Here is a 12,606-nt window from a genome sequence, read left to right on the forward strand (position 1 = left end):
AGCGGTGAATCCGAACCGGGCCCGGGTTGCGTGGAGCCCTGGTGCGGCTTGACCAGGTACCGCATCTGCGCGCCGGCCGATCGCCGTCAGCCGTCGGACGGGGCGTCGGTGACCTCGTCCACAAGGTGTGGCCCGTTGTTGCGCACGCTGTTGACCGCGGTGGAGACGGCGCGGGCGTCCAGGTGTCCTGCGGCCGGGGCTGTGAGCAGTGCGCGGAGCTCGCCGGGGTCCTCGTGGGCTGGGTCGAGCCAGGCGCTCCAGTCGGCGGGGGCGATGGTCAGCGGCATCCGCGGGTGGACCCGTCCGGCGGTGTCGGTGGCCTCGGTGGTGATGATCGTGCAGGTGGTCCACCACGCCCCCGGCTCCTCGTCGTCGGAGACGTCGGGGGCGCGCCAGAACTCGTACAGGCCCGCGAGCGCCATGGCCTGCCCGTCCTCGGGGCTGATGAAGTACGGCTGCTTGCGGGCCTTGGTCGTCTCGGTCGCCGCGACGGCCTGCCATTCGTAGAAGCCGTCCGCCGGCAGCAGGCACCTGCGCTTGGCGAAGGCCCGGCGGTAGGCAGGCTTCTCCGCAACCGTCTCGACCCTGGCGTTGATCATCTTCGCGCCGACACTCAGACTCTTCGCCCACGACGGCACCAGCCCCCAGCGCAGCGGCCGCAGCTGCCGGGTGACCTCGCCGGTGTCCCGCTCGACGCGTTCCAGCACCGACCACACGTCATCGGTGGGGGCCACGTTCCAGCTCGGGTCGAGCACCAGGTCGGGATCCCAGCGCGTGACGTCGAACAGGTCGACCAGATCCTGCGGACGGCGGGTGGAGACATATCGGCCGCACATATCGTCCACCCTGCCACACCACCGGTCATCGCCCGGTCACCCACGCCTCCGCCCGGCATACAGGGCCTGCGCGAGGAGAGGGAAAGCGGGGTGGAAAAGCAGCCGACCCCCTGTGTGTCAGAGCCGCCCCCACGGAGACCACATCGATTGCGGCCTCGGCGATCGGCCGCCGCCGGCCGGGGGCGATCCCCCGGAGGCTGCAAGGACAACACCGGGGCCAAGGACGACTCCGGGACCGGGGACGGCTCCGGGGCCGGGGGCGAGTCCCGGACCGGGGACGACTCCCGGGCCGGGGACGACTCCCGGGCCGGGGCCGGCATCTTCCCCGACCCGCACGACCTGCCCGATCTCGACCACACTCATCGGGTGGCCGGGAGCATCCGGGCGGCCGGGACCATCCGGGCGAGCCCTGCGCGCAGCGCGGCGTTGAAGCGCTCGGGGCGCTCCTGGTGCGGCATATGGCCGGCGCCGGCGATCACGCCGACCTCGGCGCCGGGCGTAAGGGCGGCGCAGGTCCGGGGCACTTCCAGGGGGACCGCGGTGTCCAGCTCACCGTGGAGGTAGTGGATCGGCACCTGCAGCCCGGGCAGTGTCGGCCGCGGGTCGTAGCCGTCGGCGGTGGCTTGGTGCTCGTCGATGTGGACGCCGGAGTCCAGGATCTGACGGATCGCCCAGTCGATGAGCGCGGGTGCGGTGCCCGGCGCGTACCACCCCGGCACCCAGTCGGCGACCGTACCGGCCCGGTCGCGACGCAGAGCGGCCACGAGCTCCGCCTGAGCCTCCGCCGACGGCCAGTACCCCGGCGCGCCCACTGAAACCACGCCTCCGGTCAACTCGGGCCTCCGCAGCGCCAGTTCCGTGGCGAAGACCCCGCCGATCGACGAGCCGATGACCACCGGCCGGTCCAACCGCAGCGCGCCGATCAGCGCCACCAGGTCGCTGACCACCCCGGCGGTGGTGTTGCCGTGGGCAGGGCGGGACGACCGCCCGCAGCCCCGCCAGTCGACGGTGACGACCCGGTGATCCCGGGTGAAATCGGGCAGCTGGGCGCCCCAGGTCCGGCCGCTGGTGCCCCAGCCGTGCAGGAACAGCAGCGCCGGGCCGGTCCCCTCGTCCTCGTAGTGGAGCGTGGTGTCGTTGACGTCCAGGCTGGGCATGGCGGTCTCCTCTGCCGCGTGGGCCCTTGCGGACCGTCCGGTTCGTGATGCCCCCAGCCAACCGCGATCACCCCCGCCGGCCAGTGAGCGATCCGCGCCTACACTGATCACGAACGGTGATCAATGCCGGTCACGGCGAGCAGGGGGCCCGGGGGGCATGGAGCTGCGTCAGCTGCGCTATTTCCTCACCGTGGCGGAGGAACTGCACTTCGGCCGGGCCGCCGACCGACTGCACATCGTGCAGTCCGCGGTGAGCCAGCAACTCCGCAGGCTCGAACGCGAACTGGGTACCGAGCTGTTCGCCCGCTCCACCCGCGTCGTCCGGCTCACCGAGGCCGGCAACCGGCTCCTCCCGTATGCCAGGGAGATGCTCGCCCTCCAGGCACGCGCGCGCGAGGCCGTCGACGAACTACGCGCCGAGCAGGCCGCGACGGTACGCCTCGGCACCAGCTCCGGGCTGGGTGTCCGGCTGGACGGCGTACTCACTGCGTTCACCCGGCACGCCGACCGCGCACAGTTGGAACTCGTCACCGGCAGCACCCAGGAGCGCCTGGCGCAGGTGCGGTCCGGTTCCCTGGACGCCGCCCTGCTGCGCGGTGAACGGGCCGACCCTGAGCTGGAGTTCCTGCCCCTGTGGCAGGACGCGCTGGTGGCGGCACTGCCCGCGGGTCACGAGCTGGCCGCGCGGGCGACCGTCGAACTGGCCCGGCTCGCGGAACTGCCGCTGCGGCTCTCCCCGCGCTCCCGCAACCCCGCGCTGCACGACCTGGTGATGCGCTCCTGCCGGGCGGCCGGCTACGCGCCCGTCCTGGGCCCGGAGTTCACCAACGACCAGGACACCCTGGCCGCCATCGGCTACGGCAAGCCGTCCTGGACGGTCTTCTACGCCCCGCACGCCGACCAGCTTCCCGTCCCCGGCGTGGTGTTCCGTCCCCTGAGCAGCCCGTCGCCCGTCATGCGGACCTACCTTGCGGTGCGGAACGGTCCGCCCCGGGCCGCGCTGCGTGCCCTGATCGAAGCCTGCTACGAGGCCGTCGACGGCGGCTCGGAGGACCTGGCTCGCCGGCAGCCCGTGTCACCTTCGGCAGCGGAGTGGCCCGGGACGCCCTGAGCTCGTACGACTTGGTGTGGAGGGCCACTGGAGCCCTGTGCGGCGGCCATGCTTGCCGTGCTCATCCGGCGACCGGCACACGACATGGAGCACGGCACAGCGACCGCCGCACTCGCGAGTTCCGCCGGCGCGAGCCGCTGAGACGCCCAAGGCACCCGTACAAACCGACAGTAGCTGGGGCCCACGGCATTCTGACGGCATGCGTGCGACGGCATCGGCGAGGCGTCCCTGGCACCTAACCGATGTCGGGCTCGGCCCGTACCTCGATCCGGTCCCCCGTCCGCTCCATCTCCAGGACGACGAGCTCGTTCCGCCCCCGTCGCCACAGGTGGCTCGGCACGTACAGGGTGACCTGCGGCCCGAGCGACCAGTACCGGCCGAGCGCGAACCCGTTGAGCCACACCATGCCCTTGTCCCAGCCCGGAAAGGCGAGGAAGCCGTCGGCGGGGTTGTCGACATGGATCCGTGCCCGGTGGAAGGCGGGGCCGGTCGGTATGTCTCCGCTGCCGAACGTCAGAGCCGAGAGGTTGTCGAGAGGCAGCCGGCGAATCTCCCAGTCGCTCAGTTCCTCGTCGTCGAGGAGAACCTTGCCGCTGATTCCCTTGGGGTCGTTGAAGCTCCGGCCGAAGTTGACCCGACCAGTGGGGTCGACCAGGAGATCGAGGGTGCTGGACGCGTCGGCCACGGTGAAGTCGACTGTGTGGTCCGGCTGGTTGCGGTCGAAGGTGCCGATGCGCTTGCCGTCGCCGAACACCAGCGCCCGGTCGCCCAGGCCCGTGACCCTCAGGCCCTTGGAGCCCTGCTGTCCCCGCACCCGAGTGCGGTAGTGGATCAGCCCGTACGGCTGCCCGAGCGCCTCCATGTGGACGGGCGCGGTCTGCCGTACCGGAGTGCTCAGCGCGTCGAGCGCATCCATCAACGCCACCGACTCTCGGACGGCGACCCTCTGGGCCGGCATGCGGCGCGGCGTGGCCGGCAGGGGCGTGCTCGACAAGGTGGTGTACTTGGCCAGCACGTCACGCACCTTGTGGAATTTCTCGGTGAGTTCGCCGGATTCGCTGATCGGGGAGTCGTAGTCGTAGCTGGTGACGGTGGGCTGGTAGCCGCTGCCGCTCAGGTTGGCACCCGCGGACCAACCGAAGTTCGTTCCACCCACCGCCATATAGAAGTTGATGGACGCCCCCGCTTCGAGGAGCTTCTCCACGTCGGCGGCGGTCTGCGCCGGGTCGGTGGTGTGGTGCTGTTCTCCCCAGTGGTCGAACCAGCCGTCCCAGAACTCCGTGCAGAACAGGGGCTTGTCCGGCTGGAATGTGCGCAGCTCCGCGAAGGGTCCGGTGGGGTCCCCGGCGAAGTTGACGGTCGAGAGGAGATCGGGGAGGCTCCCGGCCTTCAGCGCTTCCTGGGTGGCCCCGTTGGAGCAGAACAGCAGGCTGTCCACGCCCTGTGCCCGCATGGTGTCCCGTAGATGTTCCAGGTGCGCATGGTCGTCGTCGTAGCTGCCGTATTCGTTCTCGACCTGCATGGCGATGATGGGCCCGCCGCGTGTGGCCTGCAGATCGACGAACCGGGGCAGCAGTTCGGCGAACCAGGCGTCGACCGTTCGCTCGTAGGCGGGGTCGGAGCGGCGCAGCGGCGCGTCCTTGTCCTTGAGGAGCCAGGCCGGCAGGCCGCCGAAGTCCCATTCCGCGCAGATGTACGGCCCCGGCCGCACGATCACCTTGAGCCCGACCTCGTCCGCGGTCCGTACGAAGGAAGCGACATCGCGCCATCCGGTGAAGTCGAGCTTCTCCTCGTACGGTTGGTGGAAGTTCCAGGCGACGTAGGTCTCCACCGTGTTCAGGCCCATGGCCCGCATCCGCAGCAACCGGTCCCGCCAGTCCTTGGGATGCGTCCGGAAGTAGTGGAAGGCACCCGAGAGGATCCGGAACGGCTCGCCGTCCAGCAGGAATTCGCTCCCGCGGATGGTCAGCCCTCGCGGGCTCTCGGCCTGGGCGAGGGTCATACGACCGCTGCCCAGAGCGATCCCCACGGACGCTCCTCCCACCATGGCCGCGCTCAGAAATCTCCGTCGGCTGAACTGCGTCATGCTGCTCTCCTCGACTCGACCGACCGTCACTCAAGGTTCGAACATGTTCAATGGTGCGCGCTTCTGTGCATTGAGAGTGTTATGTAGAACAGAAACGAGCACAAGGGTTCGTGGCCGACCACGGTGAACCAGCGGGCGGGACACGGAGGTACGGACGTACGGACGTGCGGTGCAGCTGCCGGGCCGACCGATGGACGCCGCCTCCACCGTCCCCCCGGCGTCGGAAAGTCGCGGACGCGCTCCTCTCGCACATCGCCCGCGGACGCAACGGCACGCGCTCAACCGTGGTGTTCGCCAAGGCGGCAGGAGGCACCTGCCCGGCGGCAGCCTCGTCAAGGGGCTGAGGCTCACCACGCGGCGCAGCCGCCCAGGACGCGTATCGAAAGTGTTTTCAGGTCAGTTGTCAGTCGGCTCCGCTACGGTTCAGCCATGGCGAATTTCGTACTCGTTGCAGGCGCGCGACTCGGGGCGTGGGCGTGGGACGAGGTGGTGCCGTATCTGCGTGCGGCCGGCCACGGCGCTCACCCGTTGACGCTGTCCGGTCTTGCCGAAAAGCAGGGCGTGCCGGCCGGACAGCAGACCCACGTCCAGGACATCGTCGACGAGGTCGAACGCCAGGATCTGCGCGACGTCGTCCTGGTAGGTCACAGCTACTCGGGCATCCCGGTAGGCCAGGCCGCGGAGCGGACCGGCGACCGGTCGGCCCGCGTGGTCTTCGTCGACTCCAGTGTTCCGACCGACGGCGAGTCGTTCGTCTCCGCCTGGCCGGACGGCGGGGCGGCGGTGAAGGCATCCATCGCCGAGAACGGAGGATTTTGGCCGCTCGTGCCCGCAGCCCACTACGAAGGCCAGGGCCTCACCGACGAGCAGATCGCACGAATCGTCGGTGGCTCGACGCCGCACCCGGGCGCCACGCTGACCGAGCCCGCCATGCTGGCACGGCCACTGGGCGAGTTCCCGACGACATACATCACATGCCTGCTCGCCGGAGCCGAGCCCAGCGACGACGTGGCCGAGCTGCTGACCAGCAATCACTGGCAACTGGTCGAGATGAACACCGGCCACTGGCCGATGTTCTCCCAGCCGCGGGAACTGGCGCAGATCTTCCTCGACGCAGCCGGGGAGTGACGGCAGGGGCGGGTCTGGCTCCCGCCGGGACGCGATGATATGTGACCTTCTGCGCGTCCCGTAACGGGCCGGGCTTCTTCAGCAGCACGTCGGTGTAGTTGGCCAGGCCGCTGGTGTGATCGAGTAACTGCCGCACGGTGATGTGGTCGCCATGGGGAACCACACCCGGCAGCTGCCGCTCGATGTCGTCATCGATCCCTACCTTGCCCTCGGCCACCAGCTGAAGCACGACGGTGGCCACGAAACTCTTCGTCACGCTCCCGGCCCGGAACCGGTCCCCGGCGAGGGCGGAACGCCCACTGCCCAGATCGGCAGTCCCACTGCTGCCACGAGGGGCAGGAGCGCTGTCGTGCGTCCGTGCTGAGTGGAGAAACCAGCCGACGGAGCCGATTTGCACCACCTACCGTGCGCCTGTCCCACGGCTGGTGGCACAGGCACTTAAATATCGGAGCGTGACTACAGAGCCGAAAAACTTCAAGGTCTTGTTGGTCCCCGAACATGTTGAGGACAGCGGCGGCGCCTCCGCGGAGGACTCAGCCGTGCGATCGGCGGTCGTCGAGGCGACGGGCGAGACGGGCGCCTCGGGCTACCCCCGCTACGCCGGGAACGGGATCGTGGCCGACATCGACCCCAGTACGCGCACGGTCGAGGCGCTGCTCGTCGATGGCGCGGAGCTGGACTACGGACTGACTGCGAGGGTCACTTCCTAGGTTCTGGCGCTCCGGTCATGACCGGAGCGCCAGAACCTGGTTGTACGAGGCACCGGCGCCGGCATGGTGGGCATGGTTGCTCATCGGACGGTGGCGAGGCCGTTGAGCAGGTGGCCGAGCTCTGTCGGCGCCTGTATGTGGGCCATATGCCCCTGACCGGGAAGCACGTGGACTTCGGCACGGGTGACGCGCTGCCGGACGTCGTCGAACGACGTTCCGTAAGCGGACGTTTCGTAAGCGGTTCCGTAAGCGGACGTTCCGCGATTGCACTGGCCGATGATCAGGTCGACACGGCCCGCCTGTCGTGCCATCTCGTCCGGTGGCGGCGCCGAGTTGAGCGCGGCGAGCTCGGCGTGCGCCGGCCTGCTCAAGTGTCGCAAGGCCGCCCATCCTTGACGGTCGGCCCGCAGGGTCTCGACATGCGCCGTGTCGAGGCCGGCGATCTGCCGGTTGACGATCTCGACGGTGGCGTCCCAGTCCGCCGCCTCTTCAGCGGCCTGCAGATCCGGCAGTGCGTGACTGCCGAACGGTCGCATCACCGGCTCGTAGGCAATCACCTGGTGCAGTGGACGATCGTTGGCGGCCAGTAGCGCGATCAAGCCGCCGTAGCTCCAGCCGAAGAGCGCTTGTGTGCCGTTGAACTCGTCGAGGATCACACCGAGGTCCTCGACCTCCGTTTGCAGCGAGTAAGTGCTGGTCAACGGACCCGAGGGGGTACGGCCTCGGCGGTTGACGACCGTCACCGACGGCCAGGCGTCGACGGCGGTCGCGACGTGACGCCACCCGTGAGCGTCGCTCATCGCGCCCGGGACGACGACGAGACCCGGCGCATGCGGCTCCCCGTACACATCGACGGTGACCCAACTGTCTCCGCCGACCGACAGATTTTTCTGAATCGTTTGCTCCATAAAGGCATTATGGAGCAAACGCTCTACAATGCAATGGTGTCCCAACCAACCCGTGGACGACCACGAGCCTTCGACCGCGACCGCGTGATCCTCGATGCCGCCCGCCTCTTCTGGCGACGCGGCTACTCCGGGACGTCGACTCGCGACCTCACCGCGGCCCTCGGACTCTCGACCTCCAGCCTCTACGCCGCCTTCGGCAGCAAAGCCGGGCTGTTCGAGGAAGCAGTGCGGACCTACGCCGAGCGCTACCGGGAGATCTACCGGCGGGCCGTCGCCGAGCAGGACCTCCGGACCGTCATCGACCAGATCCTCATCGACTCGGTCCACGAGTTCACCCAGCCAAGTGACGCACATCCAGGCTGCCTTCTCAGCAGCGCCGCGATGACCGACAGCACGAGCACGCTCGACACCAGCGCCTACTACGCCGAACTGCACAGCTGGAACGAGCGGGCTCTCCTCGCACGCATCGAACGAGCAGTGCAGGACGGGGAACTCGTCGCCGGGACCGACGCAGCGGCCCTGACCGGACTCGTCCAGTCCGTCGTGCACGGACTGTCAGTGCGGGCCAACCTCGGCACGGCCCGCGAGGACCTGCTGGCGACGGCGCAGCTTGCCCACGAGCTGGTCTGCCGACAGCTCACGTCACCAACCACCTGACCCGTAACAACCAGGATCGCTCCCTCCTGATCACGATCGGAGCCAGGTGAGGAGTGCTGCGACGATGGTGCCGAGCTAGACGTATCCGCCCTTGTCTCAGCGCGTCGCGACGGCTCTGCACTGCTTCAGCTTGTTCACGGCGCGTTCCATGCTGTTGCGGTCTTGGTGGCCTTGCTGGTCAAAGCCCGGAGGCCGCCCGCCGTGTGGTCCCGACGCAGCCGGGCGGCGGCGGTGTCGCGCTTCTCCGGGATCGTGTCCGGATACGCAGCGCCGCAATTACAGGCGGAAAAGTGAACCGGTCTGCGAACGGCAGGTGGGCGCAGCGCTGCGGTGGTGTCGTCGTCTGCGTCAGCCTGACTACGCCTCGACCTGGGTCAGCCGAGTGCGGATCCGGTCGATTGCATCGAAGGTGGTGAGGTGGGTCAGGCCCTCGGTCAGGGGTAGGTGTTCGGCGCAGAACCACACGGCGTTTTCGGGGTGGCCGGCCCAGTCGTCGGGGTAGTCGACCGTGGGGTGGAAGTACACGACGGTGAACTTGCCGGTGCCGGAGGGGGTGCGCTTCCTGGTTGTCGACTGTGCGCACGCGACACACTCTGGTGGCATCACGGCCGGGCCTCTCACTCGTCTCGGAACGTTGGACACAGCGTAGAGGTGACCGGGCTTGGGCCGGGCTCCGGTCACCAGGGGAGGCTGCTATGTGTGAGCGGTCGTCAGTTGTCGCGCAAGTCGTCCTGGTACTAGGAGTCTTCGTCTTCGATGCGCATGGCGGGCCGGTCGCTGGGGGCGGGGTGGGCGGAGTGAGCTGGGGTGGGGTCGGGTCGGGTGGGCGTCTGATGGGTGCAACCGCTCGCGAGTGTGGGCTTGCCGGTCTCGGTGAGGCTACTGCTGTCGGCAACGCGGGTCCCTAGAGTGCAGGGAACGCCAGTGAAGTCCACGAAAGGGAGGTCTCGATGAGCATCGTGGTCACCACCCCGACCGGACAGGTGGGATCGCGCGTGGTGCGGCTGCTGCTCCAGGCCGGCGTCCGTCCCCGCGTTCTGGTCCGCGATCCGGCCCGCCTGGATGAGGCGACCCGTGCACAGGTCGATGTCCGCCGGGGTGACCTGACGGACGCCGGGTTCGTCCGTGACGCGGTGGCGGGGGCGCGGTCTGTCTTCTGGGTCGACCCCACTCCGCACTCGGCGGCAGATCCTATCGAGACGTCGCTGCGGACCGCGGCGCCCTTGGTGGAGGCCGCCCAGGTCGGCGATGTGAAGCGGGTGGTGCTGTTGAGCAGTATCGGGGCGGAGAAACGGCACGGGGTCGGTCACATCGACGCACTGGCCGCGATCGAGGAACGGCTCGATGCCACCGGGGTGGGTGTGCTGCATCTGCGGTGCGCGTACTTCTTCACCAACCTGCTGTTGGATCTCGAAGGACTCTCCCGAGGCGTCTTGACCACCGCGTTCGATCCCGACCACCCGATGCCATGGGTCGATCCGCGTGACATCGGCGATGTGGTCGCGGCCCGGCTGCTGAGCGACGCCTGGCAGGGCCGGTTGGTGCAGGCCGTCCACGGGCCAGAGGACCTCACCTTCAACCAGGTCGCGCGGATCCTCACCGAGGCGCTCGGGCGCCAGGTCCGGCTCAACCTCGTCAGCGACGACGGGGTGCGGGATGCGCTGCGTGCGGCCGGGTTGCCTCCATCGGCGGTGGAGGGAATCGTCGGGATGACCGCTGGATCGCGCGACCTGGTGCCCGAGCAGCCGCGCGCCCTGCTCACTACCACCCCCACCCGGCTCGGCGGGTGGGCTCATGCCCATCTGCGTCCGCTGCTGGAGGGGTGACAAACGCGCGGTGACGGACGTGCGGTGACGAGCGCGCGGTGACGAGCGCGCGGTGATGAACATGCGGTGATGAACATGCGGTGATGAACATGCGGTGACCAGCGCCGCCGATTGCGGCGCTGGAACACCGGGCCCGACCGGATCGGAACAGTCGCGCAGTGTCCTGCCGTCCAGGGACGCCCGCGGCCCCCGCGCCATGGTCGCCCCTGCGTCGAAGGGCAGCGTGGTCAGCATTGCCTGACCACTAGGATGCTGAGGTGAGCAGTGCGATATCGCGTGAGCAGAGCAAGAAACGACCGAGAGAGCCGAAGCCGGCGTGGGGTTGGCGGGTCACCGGGGTGATCCTTGGTCTCGTGCTCACGCTTGTCGGCGCCGGAGCTGTCTTCCTCAACGGTGTCCAGGGTGTGCAAGCCACCGGTCTGGTGGGCACGCGCGGCACATTCACGGTCGATTACTGCCTCGATACCAATCCCAGCAGGAAGAACTCCGACTACGAGTGCGGGGGCGACTTCACCCCTCGTGGCGGGAATGCCGACGACGTATGGAGTGGAAGGCTCGAGAACGCGGACGACTATTCGGCCGGCGAGAAGCGTGACGTGGTCGAGTCCTGGGTGGGCAGCGGGGGGCACTTCCGGGAGGTCGGTGTCGGGGCGACCTTGGGGTCCGTTGTGTGGTTCGGCATCGGGCTGGTGATCCTGGCGATGGGTGTCGTCCAGGTACGCAAATGGGCGAAGAGCTTCAAGAGGTAGGGCTGCCGACAGCGAGTGCGACGACACTCATGAAGCATTCCTCACGCATTCCTCAAGCTCGCGTGCCCGCTGATCTGCCGGCGTCGCCTCCCGCCCACGTTGTCCCAGGAAACTCTTGAAACCCGCGGTGCACGCACGTCGGTGCGGGCGTGCTGGTCGACGGAGGCCAACCCTGCCCTCCCCTCTTCGTTGCGCAGCGGCTCAAACTCAGTGTCGGCCGGCTGGCTCAGCATGCCCCTGCCACGGTCGGGCGAGCGTGATCAACGCTACCGCTGACAGGAGAGCAAAGCCCAACAGCACAAGGGCCGTCGATGTGGCGGTGGTGGGTCCGTCCAGTAAGCCGGGCAGAGGTGCGGCCGCGGCGCCGAGCACGAACTGAGCGCCACCGAGTACGCCGGAAGCGGCTCCGGGGGCATCGCTACCGACTGCGAGGATGATGGTGGTCGACGCGGGCAGCACTATTCCGAACCCGCATGTCAGCCCGAACAGGCAGGCCCATGCGGTGGGAAGCGTGCTGATGCCGATGGCGAGCAGGAACACCAGCGCGATCACGGAGGCGACGGTGGTGAACACGCCGGTGACGAGCAGGGAGTTGAGACGTACGCGCCCGGCCAGTCGCCCGAATAGCGCACCGGCCACGACGGTACCGGCGGCATTTGTGGCGAAGACGAGGCTGTAATCGGTGGGTGACAAGCCGTAGATGTCCTGGAAGACGAAGGGCGAGCCAGTGATGTAGGCGAACAGGGCGGCTAAGCCACCCATGACGAGGAGGCAGCCGATCAGCTCGCGACGTCGGAGCAATCTGCCCATCGCGGCAAGTAGGGCCGGCAGACCGCCGGTCCGGCGCCGTTCGGCGGGGAGCGATTCGGGAACCCATGCCCAGACTGCGGTCAGCAACCACAGTCCGGTCAAGGCCAGAGCCACGAACACCAGACGCCACGAGCCGACGCCGAGGATGAGGCCTCCGACGACCGGCGCCAGCACCGGCGCGGTCATCCCGATCACGCTCAGCCTGGCGAGCCGGCGGGCTGCGCGGGTGCCCGTGAAACCGGTCGCTGATGACCGGTCGCTGATGACCGCCCGTCCGATGACGAGCCCCGCACTGCCGGCGACCCCTTGCAGCAGCCGAGCGACGGATCCGGTGCCGGACGGTGCCGTCACGGCTCTCGTCGGTCTGAGCGATCGACGCGTAGTACGCCGCGTACGTCGCGTCCCACGCGGGGGAACCGGCCGCGCCGGCGGATCAGCGAGTTGGCGCAGGCCCAGGCGGGGGCGCAGCCGAGCTTGAGAATGCTTCGTGAATGTCGTCGCGGGTCTCCGGCGGATGCGTAGGCGACCGAACCAGATCTTGGGACGCCCTTCAGCTCCCGGGCGTGGGAGCTGTCGATCACCGTCGGCGCCAGGTCGAGCCGTCCGGGGGCCCGCATCTCCGGCGACA

Annotated in this window: 12 protein-coding genes and 1 pseudogene; 6 read left to right on the plus strand and 7 right to left on the minus strand. The window is 68.8% G+C overall.

The annotated features are described in order from the left end of the window. Positions 1-86: 86 nt before the first annotated feature. Both K7C20_RS02110 and K7C20_RS02115 read right to left on the minus strand, forming a co-directional pair. Positions 87-836 carry an SOS response-associated peptidase gene (locus K7C20_RS02110; RefSeq protein WP_030076295.1) on the minus strand — a complete coding sequence of 250 codons (750 nt, stop codon included), beginning with the start codon at positions 834-836 and terminating at the stop codon, positions 87-89. Positions 837-1,195: 359 nt separating this feature from the next. Beyond that, positions 1,196-1,993 carry an alpha/beta fold hydrolase gene (locus K7C20_RS02115; RefSeq protein WP_030076293.1) on the minus strand — a complete coding sequence of 266 codons (798 nt, stop codon included), beginning with the start codon at positions 1,991-1,993 and terminating at the stop codon, positions 1,196-1,198. A 157-nt stretch (positions 1,994-2,150) separates the two neighbouring features. Here K7C20_RS02115 and K7C20_RS02120 point away from each other — a divergent pair, with 157 nt between their 5' ends. Then, the gene (locus tag K7C20_RS02120) at positions 2,151-3,104 is read left to right on the plus strand and encodes a LysR family transcriptional regulator (protein WP_078953549.1); all 954 of its coding nucleotides are present in this window, start codon (positions 2,151-2,153) and stop codon (positions 3,102-3,104) included. A 235-nt stretch (positions 3,105-3,339) separates the two neighbouring features. Here K7C20_RS02120 and K7C20_RS02125 read toward each other — a convergent pair whose 3' ends face one another. Beyond that, complete coding sequence (locus K7C20_RS02125) at positions 3,340-5,133, minus strand: glycoside hydrolase family 35 protein (RefSeq protein ID WP_245171771.1); 1,794 nt, start codon at positions 5,131-5,133, stop codon at positions 3,340-3,342. Positions 5,134-5,619: 486 nt separating this feature from the next. Here K7C20_RS02125 and K7C20_RS02130 point away from each other — a divergent pair, with 486 nt between their 5' ends. After that, on the plus strand, positions 5,620-6,318 hold the full coding sequence (locus K7C20_RS02130) for an alpha/beta fold hydrolase (RefSeq protein ID WP_030076287.1): 699 nt from the start codon (positions 5,620-5,622) through the stop codon (positions 6,316-6,318). 100 nt (positions 6,319-6,418) lie between these two features. Here K7C20_RS02130 and K7C20_RS02135 read toward each other — a convergent pair. Then, a pseudogene (locus K7C20_RS02135) lies at positions 6,419-6,718 on the minus strand (serine hydrolase domain-containing protein); the annotation flags it as partial. Between the two features lie 52 nt (positions 6,719-6,770). Here K7C20_RS02135 and K7C20_RS02140 point away from each other — a divergent pair. After that, positions 6,771-7,028, plus strand: a complete 258-nt coding sequence (locus tag K7C20_RS02140) for a hypothetical protein (protein ID WP_030076285.1) — start codon at positions 6,771-6,773, stop codon at positions 7,026-7,028. An 80-nt stretch (positions 7,029-7,108) separates the two neighbouring features. On the opposite strand, the gene K7C20_RS02145 is transcribed toward K7C20_RS02140, so the two are convergent. Further along, complete coding sequence (locus K7C20_RS02145) at positions 7,109-7,936, minus strand: alpha/beta fold hydrolase (RefSeq protein ID WP_030076283.1); 828 nt, start codon at positions 7,934-7,936, stop codon at positions 7,109-7,111. Between the two features lie 36 nt (positions 7,937-7,972). Between K7C20_RS02145 and K7C20_RS02150 the strand changes: the two genes are divergently transcribed. Continuing rightward, positions 7,973-8,593: a TetR/AcrR family transcriptional regulator gene (locus K7C20_RS02150; RefSeq protein ID WP_030076281.1), complete on the plus strand. Its 621-nt coding sequence runs from the start codon at positions 7,973-7,975 to the stop codon at positions 8,591-8,593. Between the two features lie 357 nt (positions 8,594-8,950). Here K7C20_RS02150 and K7C20_RS02155 read toward each other — a convergent pair whose 3' ends face one another. Continuing rightward, positions 8,951-9,196, minus strand: coding sequence for a hypothetical protein (locus tag K7C20_RS02155; protein WP_063753844.1), 246 nt, complete (start codon positions 9,194-9,196; stop codon positions 8,951-8,953). Positions 9,197-9,543: 347 nt separating this feature from the next. Between K7C20_RS02155 and K7C20_RS02160 the strand changes: the two genes are divergently transcribed. Further along, on the plus strand, positions 9,544-10,419 hold the full coding sequence (locus K7C20_RS02160) for an NmrA family NAD(P)-binding protein (protein WP_222892555.1): 876 nt from the start codon (positions 9,544-9,546) through the stop codon (positions 10,417-10,419). A 257-nt stretch (positions 10,420-10,676) separates the two neighbouring features. Next, positions 10,677-11,168 carry a hypothetical protein gene (locus K7C20_RS02165; protein ID WP_150127322.1) on the plus strand — a complete coding sequence of 164 codons (492 nt, stop codon included), beginning with the start codon at positions 10,677-10,679 and terminating at the stop codon, positions 11,166-11,168. Positions 11,169-11,375: 207 nt separating this feature from the next. On the opposite strand, the gene K7C20_RS02170 is transcribed toward K7C20_RS02165, so the two are convergent. Continuing rightward, positions 11,376-12,329: an MFS transporter gene (locus tag K7C20_RS02170; protein ID WP_245171678.1), complete on the minus strand. Its 954-nt coding sequence runs from the start codon at positions 12,327-12,329 to the stop codon at positions 11,376-11,378. Between the last annotated feature and the right edge of the window lie 277 nt (positions 12,330-12,606).

The sequence above is a fragment of the Streptomyces decoyicus genome (genome assembly GCF_019880305.1).
Lineage (GTDB): Bacteria > Actinomycetota > Actinomycetes > Streptomycetales > Streptomycetaceae > Streptomyces > Streptomyces decoyicus.